This is a genomic window from Paenibacillus sp. FSL H8-0457 (genome assembly GCF_038051935.1).
GTDB classification, from domain to species: Bacteria; Bacillota; Bacilli; order Paenibacillales; family Paenibacillaceae; genus Paenibacillus_AQ; species Paenibacillus_AQ lautus_A.
Map to the genome: position 1 here is coordinate 6210813 of NZ_CP150293.1, position 16839 is coordinate 6227651.

Sequence of the window (16839 nt, forward strand, 5' to 3'; positions counted from 1 at the left end):
CAGGTTAATCGAGGCCGGGAAACGGTGTGTCTCCGTCCGCCGCCGCATGCGGAAAACGGCGGCGGAGCTCGTCCATTCCTTCCTCGACTTCCTCCAGCGGAAGCCCGCCTTTTGCCAAATCCTCGGGCCGTTTCTGCTGCAATCTTTGATAGAACCTTACGCCTTCGTCATATTCGATCTTACCGCTATCCAGCAGCTGGTACAGGGTATTTTCCGCTTCCGCGAACATCCCCTGCTGCTCCGTATAAGCATAATAATCCAGCATCGCCGTTTCGGGCCACGCGTAAGCCCTTAAACGTTCTTTCAGCAGACCGATCCGTTCCGTCAACCCGATCAGTTTCGGATCCGCCCCTTGTAGGGCTGACTTCAAATATAACTGAAAGACCTTGGTATAGAGCATAACGGCTTCTTCTTCGCGCTCAAGCTCGAGCAGCAGCGATGCTTCCTCTTCCATCAGCCTTGCGGCACTCTGCAGCTTGTCCGCTTCCAGATAACCATGATTGCGAAAGAGCTGCTCGATATCGGCTGCGGACAAGGAGCGAAGCAGCCCTGAATTCAGCCGGAACTGCCGTTTAAAAAGCTCATCCAGCTCCCATAAAGCTTCGGTGTGCTTGCGCTCCTGCTTGAGCGAAAACACTTTGGCTATCATCTGTGTCATATCCTCAATAAGCCGCACAAGATAATCCCTGCGAAACATGCACTCGCCCCCAATCTGCATCCGTGCCGGATGCAGCGAATTGTTGACCTCATCTTTAACCTTCCGGCAAATTCCCGCTGCCGAGGAACTTAGGAACGGCATGCCAGGCAGCTTCGGTGAATCCCCTGCAGGCGCATTCATGCCGGGTCTATTCCAATCCGGATCACGATTAAATTGTAGGCTATCCGGGACCAGAATTCCAGTAGCCGCCCTCCTGCCCGTTCACGCTTTGTTCAGGCGGGGTCCGGAAACGATGGAGGGTCCACTGCAACTGCAGCCCGCAATGCAATAAACGGATACCCCGCAATAGGAGTATCCGTTTATTATAAACGATATGGATTTATTCTTGCTCCAGCCGTCCCATGAAAGAGGAAATGACTTCGCCGAGCTTCTCGGGCGTCTCCATCATACTCATATGACCCGCGCCCTCGATCACGATCCGGGTTACGTTGTCATGGTCTGTGGTAAAGGTGCGCTCCGCCGGAATCAAGCCGTCCTTCTCTCCTGCTACAAGCAGGATCGGCAGCGTGGATGCCGAGAGCACATCGCGCCGGTCCGGACGCTCGCGCATGGCCAGCGCCGCCCCTATCGCACCTTGCGGCGGCGTAAGGTAACCGATCTCCTTCGCCCGCTGAATGCATTCCGGCTTGGTTTCCTTCGTATCCGGAGCAAACAGGCCCGGCACCAATCCGTCAACAAAAGCCGTAATGCCCTCCCCTTGGATGGTGCTGACCGCTTTCACCCGTTTCTCCTTCGCTTCATCCGAATCCGGATAGCCCGTAGAATGGATCAGGCCAAAGCCGTTCAATCGAGAAGCGTAACGCTGGGCGAAGGAGAGCGCTATATATCCTCCGAGGGAATGACCGAGCAACGCCGCCTTCGGAATATCGAGCTCATCCATCAATAGCAGGACGTCGTCCGCCATTTGTTCGATGGTATACGATCCCATCGGTGCATCAGACCGCCCGTGACCCCGGAGATCCGGTACAATGACTCTGAAACCTTGAAGATATGGCAGTACCTGTTCCCAATAGGCGGAGCTTCCGCAGAAACCGTGAAGCAGAATGACCGGCTCACCTTGTCCCTGATCCACGTAGCAAATCGTGCTGCCGTTGCATTGTACTTTTTCCATAGCGATACCCTTCTTTCTATTCAGCGATGCCCTAGGATAGACACCCATTATTTTATAAAGAATGAACTATTATTAAACAAAAACAACCCCGGTTGAAACGCGTGTCTTACGGCCTAAGGCCAAAGGCCGCAGCGGCTTGCTTCGCTATCTGCTCCGCCATTCCCATGACCTGGTAAAGGGACGTCACTTGGAGGGTCCAATACGGCTTCGGTCCATGAACGTTCACGACCGCTGCCACGCTGTAGTCTCCCACTGCCGGCAACTTCCCGCCGACGGATTGGGCCGGCGCCAGCGGACCTTCGCTTGCAAAGAAATAACCGACGGAAGAGGATTGTCCCAAGCAAGCATCAATGGCAATAACCACCTGATCCTCGGGTATGCCTTGAAGCTTTGCCTCAAGATTGAAAGCATCACAGGGTTCGGGCAGCGTGCCGATCACCTGCGGAAAACCGTATTCCACAAGCCGGCTTCCAGTCAACGGACCGAGCGCATCACCTGTGGAACGGTCGGTGCCAATACATAAAAATACGATGCTGCCCAGCGCATGGCGCCGCGAAATCCCCAGAAAAAAAACGGCCAGTTCATGGCCCGACATCTTGGCTTTGGCAGCATGCACGCTTGGCGTCTTGCCGGCTTGTTCGCTCATGACGGACCTCCTTGATTAAATGGTTCGATGATTAGCATCGCTGACGGTGAAGCGTTTTTTTCTGATTTTAACCTATCTTCCTCACCGATGGCAAAAACATTGGTCGAGCCGCACGCTAACATGTTACAATACAGGGATGAAAATCGTAAATCCGCCTAAGAGAGGATGGTGTTATTCCATGGATTTGAGTGAAAAATCCCAAGCCAATGTCGAGTATATGATCGAACAGATTAAAACGAAGCTACGGATGGCCACAGGCGCTGCCATGCAGGCCTCTGCCTTCTCGGTTAACCAATATGATGATATTTATGATCTGTACGATATGGTCATGAATAAACAGAATCTTAGTATTTCGGAAGTGGAAGCCGTTGTATCCGAGCTTGGACAGCTCCGCGGAAACCAGTAGGACTGTATCTTCACGTACTTTGAGTGTATTCTTTAGAAGCGCTTTTGTCATGACAAAAGCCCCGGGTACTTGCGAATCTCGCAAATCCCGGGGCTTTCTGTTTACGTTATGGCATATCGATAAGGACCATTTCCGAGCTCCCCTCACTGGAGTTCCCCCGGAAGGTCAACTCATGACGACGCTGTATCCTTGCCGCATCGCCCGCCTTAATATCGAATACGCCGTCTTCCGATGATATTTCGACATGACCGCTTATGACATATAGATGCATTCTACGATCCCCGGCCAGACTGTACGTCAGTTCTTGTCCGGTCTCCAGTATGCTGCTGTACATCACAACATCCAGCGACTGGGGCAGGCTCGACTTACCATTGCCTGAACCGATGATCGGAAGCATCTGGTTCAATTGCTGTTCTTTTGTAAAATTGCTTTGGTGGTGACTGGTCTCAAGGCCCGGCTCCGCGGGCAGAAACCACATTTCCAGATAGCGTACGTCCTCCGAAGAGGAGGCATTCCTCTCGGCATGGTACACGCCGGAGCCTGTATTCACGACATGAATCGTACCGGGCGTAAGCTCCATGAGCTTCCCTGTATCATCTTCATACGTCAACGTGCCTTCCAGCACCAAATGCACAATCACCAAATCATGATGAAACCTTCGATCAAACCCCTCCATCGGTTGGAGCACGTATTCATTATGCGCCAGAAGGCTTCCAAAGTGCTCGTTATGCGGGTCTATATAATCACCAAAAGAAAAGCTGAATTCGCTGTGAATACCGTCTTCATGGGTAGTATGTCTTTCCGCTGCCGTCATGATTTTAATCATGGCCGGTCACCTCCGCCTTTTTTACTATTCAATACCCCGGCGGTTTCCGGTCTAATCAGTCGCCTTTAAGCGTGGAGCAGCTTAAATCCGGTTTCTACCCTGCCTACTCGAAGACCCTCATCATTATATAAATCCTTAGGATATGCAGCTTTCAGCCGTTCGATGGTCGCTTTGCTGCCATAGCCGATTTGTTCCAATATGGACTCCGCGATCCAGCCCCATTCTTCCTCGGAGCCGTCCGAAATTTTGAAAGAGATGCCGAGCCGCTCCTTCTTAAGGCCGAAACAGTACACCCCCTTGAAGCCGCCCTTGGCCACAATATTAGGATCTTCCAGAAGAAGGGTATCCACTTTGTGTTTACCCGCCACCATATAAGGGGCTGCATGCATGGCCTTCGTGATTTGCATGACTGCCTTTCGCGTCGGCTCGTCCTCTATGAGGTCCGGGCATGCAAGCTTCATGTAGGCTGTTGCCAAAGCGCGGAGCGGCATGGCGAATACCGGCAGTCCGCATCCATCGGTTCCCAGTTTAACATCGCCGGGAGCCAATCCCGCCAAATAGGCGACCGTCCGAAGGATTTCCTGCTGCAGCGGATGTTCCCGCTGATCGTATCCCTTCAACGGATATCCCGCCATCTGGCAGTAGGCCAGCATGCCATAATGCTTGCCGGAGCAGTTATGGTACCATTTACTTTTATCGCCGCCGCCTCGCAAAAGTGTTTCTTTGCTTCCTTCGTCCAGCGGCCAGCTGGATGCGCACACCATGTGGGTTTCGCTAATGCCCGCCTTGCGTGCAAAACGCTCCAATACTTCCACATGAGCCTGCTCCGCACGATGCGAAGCCGTCATGATCGCAATTTCCTCATCGGACAGTCCGTAATGATCGGCCAGCCCGCCGCGAATGGAAGGAATCGCCTGCATCGGCTTGGCCGAGGAACGCGTAAATGCGACATAATCCGGATCTCCCGCATAAGCCTCGACCTTACCTTGTTCATTCACAATACATATATGTCCATTGTGGACGCACTCCAAGATGTCCGCCCGATATTCCTTCACCAATACAGTGTCCATGTTGAATAACTCCTTCTATTTACCGTCTGTTACGTATGATGCCTTGAGAAGCCTGTATGCTTGCATCTTCCCGAGATCACGCTTATTCGAGAATGATTGCAAATCTGTATTCAGTATAGTACAAAAAACTGCAATTGACAGCAGGATACGTTCCATAGAGGACGGACATTTCATTTATCTCCCGTTTTGCACGTCTCCTGTTTCATGGTGTGGCCTTGCGTTTAATTACGAGATAAGCAAGCCCACTCGAAACACATTGCTCTGAAAAAGGAGGCGATCGTATGTGGGGAATCATCATCAGCATCGTGATGGCAATCATCATCGGGATAATCGGGGATGCGCTGGTCGGTCATGAAATGCCGGGCGGAATTATCGGTTCCATGATCGCAGGTTTCATAGGCGCATGGCTCGGACCGTGGCTCTTCGGAGCATGGGGTCCTGTCATAGGCGGATTTGCCATTGTGCCCGCAATCATCGGTACGGCCATCTTTGTATTCCTGCTCGGTCTTGTTGCCAAGTTGTTTAGACGCACAGCCTGATCCTCGTGTTTATATTCATTTTTATATTAACTAAAAGGAGTGAAAGTTATGAATAACGCAGAACAAGAATATCCAGTACAAAGCGGTTCCACATTCTTCAAAGGTGCTTTTATCGGTGCCTTGGTCGGAGCGGCGGCAGCTCTGTTGTTCGCTCCAAAGCCAGGCCGAGAGCTTCGCGGGGATTTATCCGAGAAGCTGAGCATGGTGTCGGATAAAACCAAAGAAGTCGCTTATACCGTAGGCGATAAAGCTTCTGAACTGGCAAAAACGGTAGGAAGCAAAGCCTCCGATGTCATGGCCACCGTGAACGAAGGCCGCCAAAGCATTATGTCCAGCGTCAAGGAAGCATCGGCAGACGTGTCGAGCGAGGTTTCAAGTGCTTCCAAAGATGTGAAGGATAAAGCGATGGACACCTCTTCCGAAGTCAGCCGTGAAATGAAAACGACAACGAATTATTAATTCGTAGGGTCACGAATAGCCAGCTGACGCAGCTGGCTATTTTTGTGCCAGATCCGGCACGTTGTCTTATCAACATCGTATGGATTCCGAAGTGAAATGAAACGGCGCATCTGCCTGGAAAGCGGGGATATTTCATGAGTAAAGCAAACCCATATCATGGCGGCTCCGGCTTCTCAACCCGAAGCGGCAGTCGTTCGACACGAAACGAGGAACAACGAGTGCAATCCGAATCATCCAGGGAAAGACACTCGAAAGAGGCGGATGAGGTGCAGGAGCATCCCTTTGAGCTTAGGCACGAAGTGAAGAAATTGAACACGCGACTGGACAAAATCGCCGCCACGCTGGAGAAGTCCGAAATGAAGGACATGATCGATAATTACATGAATCCCAAGAAACGCATCATTGCCAACCTCACTGCCGGCCTGGCCCGGGGGTTGGGCTTAACCCTTGGCACGGCTCTCGTGCTGGGTCTTCTGGGTTATATTCTCAGCTTCTTTGTCAATGTGCCGATGATAGGGGATTTCATCTCGAACCTGCAGGGATATATTGAACAATCCAAATCCTAATTCGTCTCTTTTACCTGAACAAGCCCGGTACCTTTAACGGTTACCGGGCGATTGTGATGAGTTATTGCTGCACTTCTTATGCAAGCGTGTACTTCGTACTCAAATATTCCTGTTTTTGGACTTTACTTGAAGCAGGTCCCCCGTCCATCCCTTCGCACGCATCCAAAGGTACATCCCTCCGGTCCAGAGCAGGGTGAAGCCAATGACTGCCGTGAAGCCCCAGAACGTCTTAATGCCGGGCAAGTTCTCGAAATTCATGCCCCATACGGCTCCGATCACGGTTGCCGGTGTGAATACGACCGTAAAGATGGTCAAGGTCTTCATGATTTCATTGCCGCGGAACGCCGAGATGGCATCATCTATGGATACCAGCGTATCGATTTCGCGCTCATAGTGATAAATCAGCCTTTCCATTCGTTCTACTCGATGCAGGAGCTGTTGAAACGAGCGGCTGGCATCCAGCTCGCCGTGATACCCCTCCTTCGCCGCAGCGATCAGCTCCTGAAAAGGAATAAACAGGTTGCTCCATTCCAGCAGCTCAAACCTTGACGAGAGAATGTTATCCATTAAAGATCTTCGGTTGCGTGTACGCATATCCTTTTCGACAAGACGCAGGTTATGTTCGAATTGATCCATTCCTGCATGGTAATAATGCAGAATGGCCCGGGCTAATACAAACAGGCCGTCTACGGGCCGCTCGCATTGATGAAGCATCGAGGCTCTATCGGCCTTGGCCATCACGCTGCGGGTATGCTCATCCAAATTAATGGTGATCAGCACTTGAGCATCCACATAGAAATAGAACTGTTCCGACTTATGATGCTCGTGTTCATTCGTAACCTTATAAAGCATGGACCCCATAATGACCGCCTCCACCCCATCCTTGAAACGAACGGATAAGTAATTCCGGTCCTTTAACGACGGTGCCAGATTAAACCATTCGGCTGTATAAGGATAGCGTGACCGAAGCTCGCCGATCCAGGAGGATTGCCAGTTATCGGTTCGGACATCGTGCCATTGCCACCCCCCTGCAAAATCATAAATATCCTGACCTTCTGTCGTATCCGGCCCAAGCATGATTTCCTTGCCACTCCCTTCGATAAATACGGATATTAGGTTCAAAAAAGGCACGCATTCCCGTGATGGAGGAAGCGTGCCTTATGTTGCTATACGTCTGTCTCTACGAAGCTTGTCCATATCAATACGAAGAATTGGACATGATTTGCTTCAGTTTTTCCGTTGCCCGCTTCTGGATACGCGAGACACTCATTTGCGACACGCCTAACCTTTGAGCGATCGCTCGTTGGGACTGCCCCTCCTGAAATGCCAGCAGCAGCACCTTCTGCTCCTGCTCCTTCAGCTGGCTCATCGCCTGTTGAAGATCCATGCGCTTCTCGACGGAATCAAAGTCATTCACGTCCGAACTGATCAGCTCTCCAAGCGTTGCCCCGGTTTCTTCCTGAGACAATGGGGAATCCAATGATACATAATGATAGCATTCCCTTCCCGCCAACACTTCAACGGTTTCCTCAACGGAAAGATCCAGGTAGGATGCAATCTCATTCACATCAGGAGATCGTTCAAGCTTCACCATTAATTCATCAATCGCTTGCTGGACCAAGGCCCCCTTCTCCTTGATTCGTCTTGGCACTTGAATGTACCATGATTTATCGCGGAGGAAGTTTTTCATATGCCCGATCATACTCTTCATGGCGTAGGGCTCAAACGGAATCCCCAGGCTAATGTCGTATTGCTGAAGCAAACGGATTAATGCCATTTGACCAACCTGATATAAATCCTCATACAGATCGGGCCGATTCCGGGCAATTTTGCCTGCTGCCATCTTGACCATCGGTTCATATTTTTTAATCAGCACCGTTGCGATATCGTTATCCTTCGTCTGCTGATACTGTTCTATTAAATGAACTGCTTCATCTCTGGACTCTTGGGGAGTCGCCTTATCACTCATACTGGCTCCTCGCTTCTTGCGAGCCGCTTCGTCAGCGTAACCTCGGTTCCCTTTCCAGCCTGGTTTGTCACGCTCACCTCGTCCATAAGCGCCTCCATCAGGTAGAAGCCAAGTCCTCCGATTTGGACCTCGCTGAGATCTTTATCATGAAGTGTACGATCGCCAACCGCCCCCACACTGTCGAAACTCTCCCCTTCGTCTCTGACCGTAATGGATAGCGACTCGCCGGTCACTTGAAATAAAACCTCTACCATTCCGCCTTCCTGGCTATAAGCATATAAAACCGAGTTGTTACAGGCCTCCGACACCGCAACCTTCATATCTTCGATCTCTTCATAGGAAAAGCCCATCTTGGAAGCTATCCCGTATAGATTCAATCTTACAATATCCACGTATTCAGCACTGGCAGGCAAATTAAGTGTTATTCTTTGTACATCTGAATTCATTCTTTTCGATCCTTTCCTATTGGGAATTCTTCTTACGACTGAAAGAACTTCGCAATACCCGTCATATCGAACAGCTTTTGAATTTGCGGCGGAACTTCCTCAACTGCAAAGCGTGCTTCCATGCCATGTCTGGCTTTCAGTATCGACAGAAGAATACCAATGCCCGTACTATCAATATATGTCATGTCCTTCATGTTGACGATCAAGTCTACTTCGGAATTGCCGACAAGAGGCTCCATTACCAATCGAAAATCCGGAGCGACGGACAAATCAAGTTCACCGCTCAAAAATACAGTGCATACGCCCTCGTTCATTTGGGTCTTGGCATTGAACTTATCATTCGTTTTTGTATTCATAGACACTCTCTCCCAATAATTTGTTTTCCCTTTACATAACCCGTTATCTCGCTTGTTGAAACAGGTTAACGAGGGATAAAGACACGCTAATATATGGAAAACGATTCATTCACTAGCCGTTGATGATCCGGACTTGGCTTGGGCTGATGTCCCACCCGTCCGGCTCTACCGGCATATAACGGGATATCAGGTGCTTTACACAGCTGATTTTGACCGGTTTGCTGATATATTCATTCATGCCGGCATCAAAGCAGCGCTTCTGAATCCCGTCCATCACATTGGCTGTCATCGCAACGAGTACGGGAGCGTCCGCTTCCGGCTTCATCTGGCGGATGAGGCGAGCGGCCTCCAAACCGTCCATGACCGGCATTTGCAAATCCATAAAGATCATGTCGTAAGCTTTAGGCCCGGCAGCCATCTCAACGGCCTGCCTGCCGTCTTCGGCCATATCCGCAATCATTCCCATCTTTTCAAGCATGCTCTCCATCAGCTTTCGATTAATCGGATGGTCGTCCACGATCAGAATGTTCGGCTGTCTTCCCCCATGCACCCGATATTTGTCCGAATGTTCCTCTTCCCGTAGCCGAGGATGCTCCTCCTCATGCGTGTGAACGCAGATCGTGAATACGAAGGTGGCTCCCTCCCCTTCCTTGGAGTCAACCTCGATCTCTCCGCCCATCATCTGCACAAGCGATTTACAGATCGCTAGCCCCAGACCTGTTCCGCCGTAGCGTCTGGTCATCGAGGAATCCAGTTGAGAGAACGGCTTGAACAGCCGGTCAAGCTTCTTCGATGAGATACCGATTCCCGTATCTTTTACCGTGAATTCAAGCGTTAATCGATTCTCTTCAGCCTTGGCAAGCGAAACAACCAAATACACGCCGCCCTCATTCGTAAATTTTACGGCATTGGATACCAAATTCACCAACACTTGACGCAGGCGCCCCATATCGCCGAATACCATCGAAGGGATTTGATCCTCGATATAATACGTAAGCTCCAGGTTTTTCTTGGAGGCTTCTCCGGAGAACAAACCGAACACTTCCTGAACGCAGGACTTAAGATCAAACGGATATTCCTCCAGCTCCATTTTGCCGGATTCCATCTTGGAGAAATCCAGAATGTCATTAATGATGTTAACCAAGGCATCCGCACTGTTGCGGATAATCGTGGCATATTCACGCTGTTCATCCTGAAGCTCGCTGTCCATCAGCAAATCAATCATCCCGATGACGCCATTCATCGGCGTTCGGATCTCATGACTCATCATCGCCAGAAACTCGGTTTTGGCTTTGGCGGCAATCTCGGCTTCTTCCTTGGCCAGCACTAGCTCTTGATTAATCTTTTCCAGTTCCTGAGTCTTCTGGTGTAATTGCGCGGACTGGATCTTCAGCCTGTTATTGGTCCGATACATATCGACAAAACCCTCGATCTTGGATTTCAAGATTTGAGGGATGAAGGGTTTAACCATATAGTCGATTGCACCGGCGGAGTATCCCGCAAAAAGATGCTCCGCGTCCTTGCTGTTTGCGGAAATGAATATTATCGGAATATCCTTGGTTTTGTCTCTCGCCTTGATCAGCCTTGCCGTTTCAATGCCGTCCATGCCGGGCATTTGGACATCAAGAACAATCACGGCAAAATCATACTTCAAGAGATATCGCAAAGCCTCTTCGCCCGAAGTAGCTTTAATGAGCGTGTATTGTTCGCTGTCCAGAACAGCTTCGAGTGCAAGTAAGTTTTCAGGGCGGTCATCTACCAACAGAATATGAATCGGTTCGTGAAACCCCATGAGATCCTCCTACAAAACTTCTATTTAATCTTTCGATAAATTTTCTCGACGCGGTCCAGTGTTTCATAAGCTTCGCTATAATTCGTAAAGTGTATGGACTCTTTGGCGCCCAGGACGAGAATACCGAAATGGCTTAGACTCTCGTGAAACAATCCGTGCACGTGATCCCGCAGCTGGTCATTAAAATAAATCATGACATTCCGGCAAAAAATCACGTTAAACTCGTTAAAGGAACGGTCCGTTGCCAAATTGTGCTCGGCAAATATCATGTTTTTCTTCAAAAACGGCTGAAAAATAACCGAGTTGTACTTCGCGGTATAATATTCGGAGAACGAGCGGGTACCGCCCGCCTCCAAGTAATTCTTCGTATATTGCTTCATGCGTTTGATATCGAATACGCCTTCCTTGGCCTGCTGGAGCGAACGCGAATTCATGTCCGTCGCATAAATCCGGGATTTTTCATACAACCCCTCTTCATGAAGCAAAATGGCCATGGAATACACTTCTTCTCCGGTTGAGCAGCCTGCATGCCAAATCCGTATATACGGATACGTACGAAGCAATGGAACCACCGACTGCCTGAATGTCAGGAATAGTTTCGGATCCCTGAACATTTCCGTAACAGGAATCGACAAATTATATATGAGCCGCTCAAAACATGAACGGTCGTGCAGTACTTTGTCTTGGAGGGCAGAAATCGTGGAAACACCCTCTGCATGAACATGATGCCAGATTCTCCGCCTCAACGAAGGAATGGCGTAATTTCGAAAATCGTAACCATAGAATCGATGAATGCCATCCAAAAGAAGTTCAATCTCGATTTGTTCCAGTTCACGCTCGCTATTCTCTGTCAACAACAGTTGTTCTGATTCCATATGGTCACTAGATGACATTACGCTTGCACCGCTTTCCGAGTGTTTATTTGCTACTTGTACTTTACCCACAAAAGCGGCTTACGAATACAACCAAACCCTCATTAGGGAAAGAAGTTGCTCTGTCTGAATCGGCTTCTTCATATAATCGGAAGCACCCGCTTCAATGCATTTCGCGCGGTCCTCTTTCATGGCTTTGGCCGTCAGGGCAATAATCGGCAATTTGTCGAATTCCGGCATTTCGCGTAAGCGGCGCATCGCCTCATAACCGTCCATCTCCGGCATCATCATATCCATTAACACCAGATCGAAATCCGGATTCTGCTGAAGGAGCTCGATCGCTTCCCGGCCGTTCTCGGCAAAGGTTACTTCCATATTGTATCCCTCCAGCACGCTGGAGAGGGCAAACACGTTGCGGATATCGTCATCCACAAGCAGAATTTTTTTGCCCTCAAACAGTTCTTCCTTGTTGTGCAACTTCTGCAGGATTTTACGTTTGTCCTCCGGCAAATCGGCCTCAACCCGATGCAGGAACAGCGTCGTTTCATCCAAAAGCCGTTCTGGTGACTTCACGTCCTTAATGATGATGGACTCCGCATATTTGCGAAGCTGCATCTCTTCCTTCGAATCCAAATCCTTGCCGGTGTAGATAATAATAGGCAGATCCACCAGGTTCTCGTCATCGCGAATTTGGTCAAGCAGTTCAAAGCCTGTCATATCCGTCAGCATCAGATCAAGCACCATGCAATCATAGCGCTGCTTACGCAGCTCGCTGAGCGCCTCGGCGCCTGTGGATGCCGCCGTAATCGACACATCGTCATGGCCGATCAATTCGATAATGGAATTCCGCTGAATATCGTCATCCTCGACAATCAAGAGATGTTTCATCGATTTTTCCGCATAGGATTGGATATGCGTAAACGCGTCCTCCAGCGCTTCCCGGCTTGAAGGTTTCTTCAGGTAAGCGATCGCTCCCATCATTAAGCCTTGCTTCACTTCATCCACAACGGAGATGACATGCACCGGAATATGGCGGGTAACCGCAGAGCTCTTCAGCTCGCCCATGACGGACCAGCCGTCGATTACCGGGAGCTGGATATCCAGAATGATGGCATCCGGTCTGTACGACTTGGCCATCTCCAGTCCGATGTCACCCTGCAGTGCGACCAAAGCCTTGAAGCCGCGGCCTCTGGCCATATCGAGCAGGATTCTGGCAAACTTCACGTCATCCTCAATGATGAGCAGCACTTTATCCGTCGGCCCGAGCTGGTTACGATCATCGTCTACCTGTATGGCAGGCTGAACCTCTTTCGTAACCATCTTGGCTTTCGGTACGATCAGAGAGCTCTCAGGCGGTGCCTCCATCGCTGCGGCCGCTTCCTTCGCACCGTCAGCCACTTCTGGATGGCTTGCCGGCAGGAAGAGGGTGAAGCAGCTTCCTTTGCCTTCCTCCGATTCAACCGTAATGCCCCCGCCCAACAGGCGGGAAAGCTCGCGGCTGATGGAAAGGCCAAGCCCGGTCCCGCCGTATTTGCGGCTAGTGGTACCGTCTACCTGCTGGAAGGCTTCAAAGATCAGATCCGTTTTGTCTGCCGGAATGCCGATTCCGGTATCTTTGACAGCGAAGGCCACATAGTCCGATTCGGCATTTAGGTAAACCGGAAGCTTGTCCTTGTCGGCCTTTTCCACCTGCAGCTCGACAGAGCCGCTATTCGTAAACTTGAAAGCATTCGATAACAGGTTGCGCAGAATTTGCTTCACGCGATGACTGTCCGTCACGATGCTTTGCGGGATATCCTCTTCAATATGCACGCCCAAATTGATATGCTTGCGCGATGCCACCGCGGCGAAATTCTGCTCCACGAAAGCTTCGATATCCGGAAGCTGGACGTCTTCATAGTTGATTTCCATTTTCCCGGCGTCCACTTTCGATAAGTCGAGAATTTCATCAATCATTTTGAGAAGGTCGGAGCCCGACATGTAAATCGTCTGTGCATATTCAATCTGCTTGGAGCTTAGGTTCCCATCCTTGTTCTCAGACAGAAGCTGCGACAATATCAGCAGGCTGTTAAGAGGGGTGCGCAGCTCGTGGGACATGTTCGCCATGAACTCCGACTTGTATTTGGTTGTAATCGAGAGCTGCTTCGCTTGCTGCTCGAGCTGCACTCGCGCCTTCTCGATTTCATCGTTCTTCTCTTCCACTTCCTGCACTTGCTCCTCAAGCGCACGCGTCTTGGCAACAAGCTCGGTATTGTAGTGCTCCAGCTCTTCCTGCTGGCGCTGCAGCAGGTCCTCGGAACGCTTGAGGGCATTGGTCTGCTCCTCCAGATTCTCGTTGGTACGGCGAAGCTCTTCCTGCTGCGTCTGAAGCTCTTCGGATTGAACCTGAAGCTCCTCGGTCATGGCCTGGGATTCGCGCAGCAGCTGCTCTACCCGCAGTCGGCCTGTGATGTTGTTCAGAATGATCCCGAGGGACTGGCTTAGCTGAGACATCAACTGCTCCTGCAAAGATGTCGTTTCCTCGAACGAAGCCAACTCGACGACGCCCAGCACTTCATTCTCGAACAGAATCGGGTAGATCATAATGGATACGGGCTTGGAAGCTCCCCAAGCGGATTCCACCTTCATGTAGTCATCCGGCGCGCTTTTCAGTACGACCGGTTTCTTGTCGAGCGCCGCCTGGCCTACAAGCCCTTCCCCGATCATGAACGCAACCTTCGGCTCTTCTCCGCCTTCATGGGCATAGGAGCCTTTCATCTCCAATTTGTTCGGATGTTTGTCTTCCTGACGGATATAGATGGCTCCGTAATGAGCTCCCAAGATCGGCGTGAATTCGCTGATGAACCGCTGGCCGACCTCTTCCAGGGAATTGATTCCTTCCAGCAGCTCGGTGACTCTGGCCATGTTAGAGTTCAGCCAGGATTGATCACGCTGCGCCTGGAGATAGGTCTCCTCGATGCGCTGCTTCTCGATGATGTCTTCGGACAAGTCTTTGAATACTCGAGCTACGTCCCCAAACTCGTCCTTGGACGTAACCTTGATACGGCGGATGGCCTTCAGCCTGCCTTCGCCGAAGCTCTTCAGCATCATGGAGACCACGTTGATGCCCCGGGTAATGCTTGGGAGAATCCATAGAATGACCAACATTCCGATAAGAAGCCCGCCGGCCATGATGTAGATGAATATTTGCACGGAGCGGTCGTAAGCGGCTTTCGCTGCGGCTATATCATCATTGATCTTCTGATTCTCGTAGCTGCTAAGCTCGTTCAGGCTGATCAGCATCTCCTCCTGGACTGATTGCCCGGTGGAATTACGGAGTGCGTTGGCCCCATCTGCGTCGCTGGTAGAGAGCAGTTCCAGCGTCTTGTTCTGATACACGATATATTCGTTAACCGCACGCTCGATCCGGACCAGCAATTGCTGTTCCTCTGCGGTATTTACGCTTTCCTTGATGGCCCTAAAATACTCCTCCGTCTGCGCCGTCATCGTCTCGATTTCCTGTTTGGACACCGTATACGTAGACGGATCGTTGCTCAGGATCATATTCGTAAGCTCTCGCGCCATATTGTTGACTTCTCCGCGCATGCCGCTGGAGTTTCGCACCTTCTGGTAACGCTCCTGATAGATTTGGTCCATCTGGTTGTTCATATAACTGATCCGGTCGTACCCGATCAGGGTCAATACCAGCATAAGCGCCAGTAATGTTGTAAACCCAATGACTAACTTGCTCTTAAGCTTCATTGATTGGTTTCCTCTCCTTTTTTAAGAGATATCCAAACCAGGCATTTATCGTCCTCTCGCTCCTGCGATGGATCATCCACAAAATACTGTTCCTTCATTTCGTCTTCTCTCCAATGGTGAGGGCCGCCCAAATGCGTCTTCAGGTAATCCAGTTTCTCGTCATGTCCGCCCTCTACCAGTTCGAGCAGGCCATCCGTATACATAACCAAATGACCTTCGCCTTCATAATGAAAGCTTCTTGGCTCCATGTCCTCGATCCGGTCGAACAAGCCAACCGGGCAGCAACCTTGATCCAGCGTCATGACCTCGCCGTCCTCTTTGAAGAACAGAGCCGGGGGATGTCCTGCGTTGACATAGTCCACCCGCTTCAAACGAGTGTCCACGACAAGATAGATGGCCGTAAAATAGTACTGAATCAGCTGTTCGCCCAGGTTCAACTGATTGAATCTGCGATTCAATTCTTGAACCACCTTCTCCGGTTCGACATAAGTCGTCACCGTATCCTTCAGCACCGAAGCGATGAACATGCAAAACAGGGACGAAGTAATCCCGTGTCCCATCATATCCAGCAGAATCACGCCATAACGTCCGTCACCTAGCGGAAACCATGCATACAAATCTCCCGCAAGCTCTGCCGAGGGCTGGTACAGGGCATGAATCTCCAGCTGTTCATCTTCGATGGGCGAGCTTAACACGGCATTCTGAACCATGGCCGCAAGCTTCAATTCCGCCTGGACCCGCTGTTCCCTTTCAATATGCCAGTCTTTCTCGTGCTTCAACCGAAGCGCGAGGCGTATCCGCGCCATCAGCTCCACCTTGTTGATCGGTTTCGTGACGTAATCGACGGCACCGGCATCCAGCGCTTCCGCCAGCTTCTTCGAATCTCCGACGGCGGTGACCATAATGATCGGTATATCTTTCAAATGCTCGTATTGCTGAACAATACGGCAAGCTTCTATTCCATCCATCTCAGGCATCATCATATCGAGCAGCACCAAATCGATATCAGCCCTACGGGGATTCGGATCATGGCTGCGATCGCCGATCCCCAGGTGTTCCAGCATTTCCAGGGCTGAAGATGCAGATAGTGTATTTTGATAATTTTCCTTCTTCAAGATTTCTCGAATAATAATGACGTTAGTCGGATTGTCATCTACGATTAATATTCTCATTGCCCTCTCCTTTAACGTTACGGCTTATGCGACAGAAATCCTTTTCCTACTATTATACTATAATAACCCAATGATCATTTGCCATAGAAAAAGGTTCTCAAGCTTGAATCTTCCACTTTTAATAGATATATGGAACATTCTTTTAAAACA

The 16839-nt window shown here is 50.3% G+C and carries 17 protein-coding genes; 4 read left to right on the forward strand and 13 right to left on the reverse strand.

What is annotated here, in order from left to right; all coding sequences use genetic code 11:
- Positions 1-4: 4 nt before the first annotated feature.
- The 3 genes from MHI43_RS28055 to yyaC all read right to left on the reverse strand — a co-directional run bounded on the left by MHI43_RS28055 (position 5) and on the right by yyaC (position 2475).
- Positions 5-838, reverse strand: a complete 834-nt coding sequence (locus tag MHI43_RS28055; protein ID WP_235201828.1) for a DUF6483 family protein — start codon at positions 836-838, stop codon at positions 5-7.
- Positions 839-1037: 199 nt separating this feature from the next.
- Entirely contained in the window at positions 1038-1829 is a 792-nt protein-coding gene (locus MHI43_RS28060) for an alpha/beta hydrolase (protein WP_015737470.1), read from the reverse strand.
- A gap of 106 nt (positions 1830-1935) precedes the next feature.
- Positions 1936-2475, reverse strand: a complete 540-nt coding sequence (yyaC, locus tag MHI43_RS28065) for a spore protease YyaC (protein WP_036663880.1) — start codon at positions 2473-2475, stop codon at positions 1936-1938.
- Positions 2476-2653: 178 nt separating this feature from the next.
- Between yyaC and MHI43_RS28070 the strand changes: the two genes are divergently transcribed.
- Positions 2654-2881: a DUF1128 domain-containing protein gene (locus tag MHI43_RS28070; protein ID WP_015737472.1), complete on the forward strand. Its 228-nt coding sequence runs from the start codon at positions 2654-2656 to the stop codon at positions 2879-2881.
- 106 nt (positions 2882-2987) lie between these two features.
- Here MHI43_RS28070 and MHI43_RS28075 read toward each other — a convergent pair whose 3' ends face one another.
- Both MHI43_RS28075 and MHI43_RS28080 read right to left on the reverse strand, forming a co-directional pair.
- A complete protein-coding gene (locus MHI43_RS28075; protein ID WP_036663878.1) occupies positions 2988-3707 on the reverse strand; it encodes a pirin family protein in 720 nt (239 codons plus the stop codon).
- Between the two features lie 65 nt (positions 3708-3772).
- Complete coding sequence (locus MHI43_RS28080) at positions 3773-4777, reverse strand: asparaginase (protein WP_036663877.1); 1005 nt, start codon at positions 4775-4777, stop codon at positions 3773-3775.
- 281 nt (positions 4778-5058) lie between these two features.
- Between MHI43_RS28080 and MHI43_RS28085 the strand changes: the two genes are divergently transcribed.
- From MHI43_RS28085 to MHI43_RS28095, 3 genes are all read left to right on the forward strand, one after another.
- A complete protein-coding gene (locus MHI43_RS28085; RefSeq protein WP_015737475.1) occupies positions 5059-5316 on the forward strand; it encodes a GlsB/YeaQ/YmgE family stress response membrane protein in 258 nt (85 codons plus the stop codon).
- A 48-nt stretch (positions 5317-5364) separates the two neighbouring features.
- A complete protein-coding gene (locus tag MHI43_RS28090) occupies positions 5365-5775 on the forward strand; it encodes a YtxH domain-containing protein (RefSeq protein WP_009594054.1) in 411 nt (136 codons plus the stop codon).
- Between the two features lie 134 nt (positions 5776-5909).
- Positions 5910-6341, forward strand: coding sequence for a DUF5665 domain-containing protein (locus tag MHI43_RS28095; protein WP_036663874.1), 432 nt, complete (start codon positions 5910-5912; stop codon positions 6339-6341).
- 99 nt (positions 6342-6440) lie between these two features.
- On the opposite strand, the gene MHI43_RS28100 is transcribed toward MHI43_RS28095, so the two are convergent.
- The 8 genes from MHI43_RS28100 to MHI43_RS28135 all read right to left on the reverse strand — a co-directional run bounded on the left by MHI43_RS28100 (position 6441) and on the right by MHI43_RS28135 (position 16689).
- Entirely contained in the window at positions 6441-7418 is a 978-nt protein-coding gene (locus MHI43_RS28100) for a magnesium transporter CorA family protein (protein WP_036663872.1), read from the reverse strand.
- A gap of 121 nt (positions 7419-7539) precedes the next feature.
- Positions 7540-8310 (reverse strand): sigma-70 family RNA polymerase sigma factor, encoded by a 771-nt coding sequence (locus tag MHI43_RS28105; RefSeq protein WP_009594120.1) that lies wholly within the window; start codon positions 8308-8310, stop codon positions 7540-7542.
- Positions 8307-8756 carry an anti-sigma B factor RsbW gene (rsbW, locus tag MHI43_RS28110; RefSeq protein WP_015737478.1) on the reverse strand — a complete coding sequence of 150 codons (450 nt, stop codon included), beginning with the start codon at positions 8754-8756 and terminating at the stop codon, positions 8307-8309. The genes MHI43_RS28105 and rsbW overlap by 4 nt, the downstream gene beginning before the upstream one ends.
- Positions 8757-8788: 32 nt before the next feature.
- Complete coding sequence (locus MHI43_RS28115; protein ID WP_009594079.1) at positions 8789-9112, reverse strand: STAS domain-containing protein; 324 nt, start codon at positions 9110-9112, stop codon at positions 8789-8791.
- A gap of 112 nt (positions 9113-9224) precedes the next feature.
- Positions 9225-10904 carry a response regulator gene (locus tag MHI43_RS28120; RefSeq protein WP_036663869.1) on the reverse strand — a complete coding sequence of 560 codons (1680 nt, stop codon included), beginning with the start codon at positions 10902-10904 and terminating at the stop codon, positions 9225-9227.
- A 20-nt stretch (positions 10905-10924) separates the two neighbouring features.
- Entirely contained in the window at positions 10925-11797 is an 873-nt protein-coding gene (locus tag MHI43_RS28125; RefSeq protein WP_036663867.1) for a protein-glutamate O-methyltransferase CheR, read from the reverse strand.
- Positions 11798-11857: 60 nt separating this feature from the next.
- On the reverse strand, positions 11858-15517 hold the full coding sequence (locus MHI43_RS28130) for a response regulator (RefSeq protein ID WP_036663865.1): 3660 nt from the start codon (positions 15515-15517) through the stop codon (positions 11858-11860).
- Complete coding sequence (locus MHI43_RS28135) at positions 15514-16689, reverse strand: SpoIIE family protein phosphatase (protein ID WP_015737482.1); 1176 nt, start codon at positions 16687-16689, stop codon at positions 15514-15516. The genes MHI43_RS28130 and MHI43_RS28135 overlap by 4 nt, the downstream gene beginning before the upstream one ends.
- Positions 16690-16839 lie beyond the last annotated feature (150 nt).

Excerpts from the sequence above, each read along its gene's own strand:
- MHI43_RS28055 (WP_235201828.1), bottom strand. The coding sequence starts at position 838 with ATGAATGCGCCTGCAGGGGATTCACCGAAGCTGCCTGGCATGCCGTTC.
- MHI43_RS28090 (WP_009594054.1), top strand. The coding sequence starts at position 5,365 with ATGAATAACGCAGAACAAGAATATCCAGTACAAAGCGGTTCCACATTC.
- MHI43_RS28135 (WP_015737482.1), bottom strand. The coding sequence starts at position 16,689 with ATGAGAATATTAATCGTAGATGACAATCCGACTAACGTCATTATTATT.
- MHI43_RS28115 (WP_009594079.1), bottom strand. The coding sequence starts at position 9,112 with ATGAATACAAAAACGAATGATAAGTTCAATGCCAAGACCCAAATGAAC.
- MHI43_RS28125 (WP_036663867.1), bottom strand. The coding sequence starts at position 11,797 with ATGTCATCTAGTGACCATATGGAATCAGAACAACTGTTGTTGACAGAG.
- MHI43_RS28080 (WP_036663877.1), bottom strand. The coding sequence starts at position 4,777 with ATGGACACTGTATTGGTGAAGGAATATCGGGCGGACATCTTGGAGTGC.
- MHI43_RS28070 (WP_015737472.1), top strand. The coding sequence starts at position 2,654 with ATGGATTTGAGTGAAAAATCCCAAGCCAATGTCGAGTATATGATCGAA.
- rsbW (WP_015737478.1), bottom strand. The coding sequence starts at position 8,756 with ATGAATTCAGATGTACAAAGAATAACACTTAATTTGCCTGCCAGTGCT.
- yyaC (WP_036663880.1), bottom strand. The coding sequence starts at position 2,475 with ATGAGCGAACAAGCCGGCAAGACGCCAAGCGTGCATGCTGCCAAAGCC.
- MHI43_RS28095 (WP_036663874.1), top strand. The coding sequence starts at position 5,910 with ATGAGTAAAGCAAACCCATATCATGGCGGCTCCGGCTTCTCAACCCGA.
- MHI43_RS28060 (WP_015737470.1), bottom strand. The coding sequence starts at position 1,829 with ATGGAAAAAGTACAATGCAACGGCAGCACGATTTGCTACGTGGATCAG.
- MHI43_RS28085 (WP_015737475.1), top strand. The coding sequence starts at position 5,059 with ATGTGGGGAATCATCATCAGCATCGTGATGGCAATCATCATCGGGATA.
- MHI43_RS28120 (WP_036663869.1), bottom strand. The coding sequence starts at position 10,904 with ATGGGGTTTCACGAACCGATTCATATTCTGTTGGTAGATGACCGCCCT.
- MHI43_RS28105 (WP_009594120.1), bottom strand. The coding sequence starts at position 8,310 with ATGAGTGATAAGGCGACTCCCCAAGAGTCCAGAGATGAAGCAGTTCAT.
- MHI43_RS28075 (WP_036663878.1), bottom strand. The coding sequence starts at position 3,707 with ATGATTAAAATCATGACGGCAGCGGAAAGACATACTACCCATGAAGAC.
- MHI43_RS28100 (WP_036663872.1), bottom strand. The coding sequence starts at position 7,418 with ATGCTTGGGCCGGATACGACAGAAGGTCAGGATATTTATGATTTTGCA.
- MHI43_RS28130 (WP_036663865.1), bottom strand. The coding sequence starts at position 15,517 with ATGAAGCTTAAGAGCAAGTTAGTCATTGGGTTTACAACATTACTGGCG.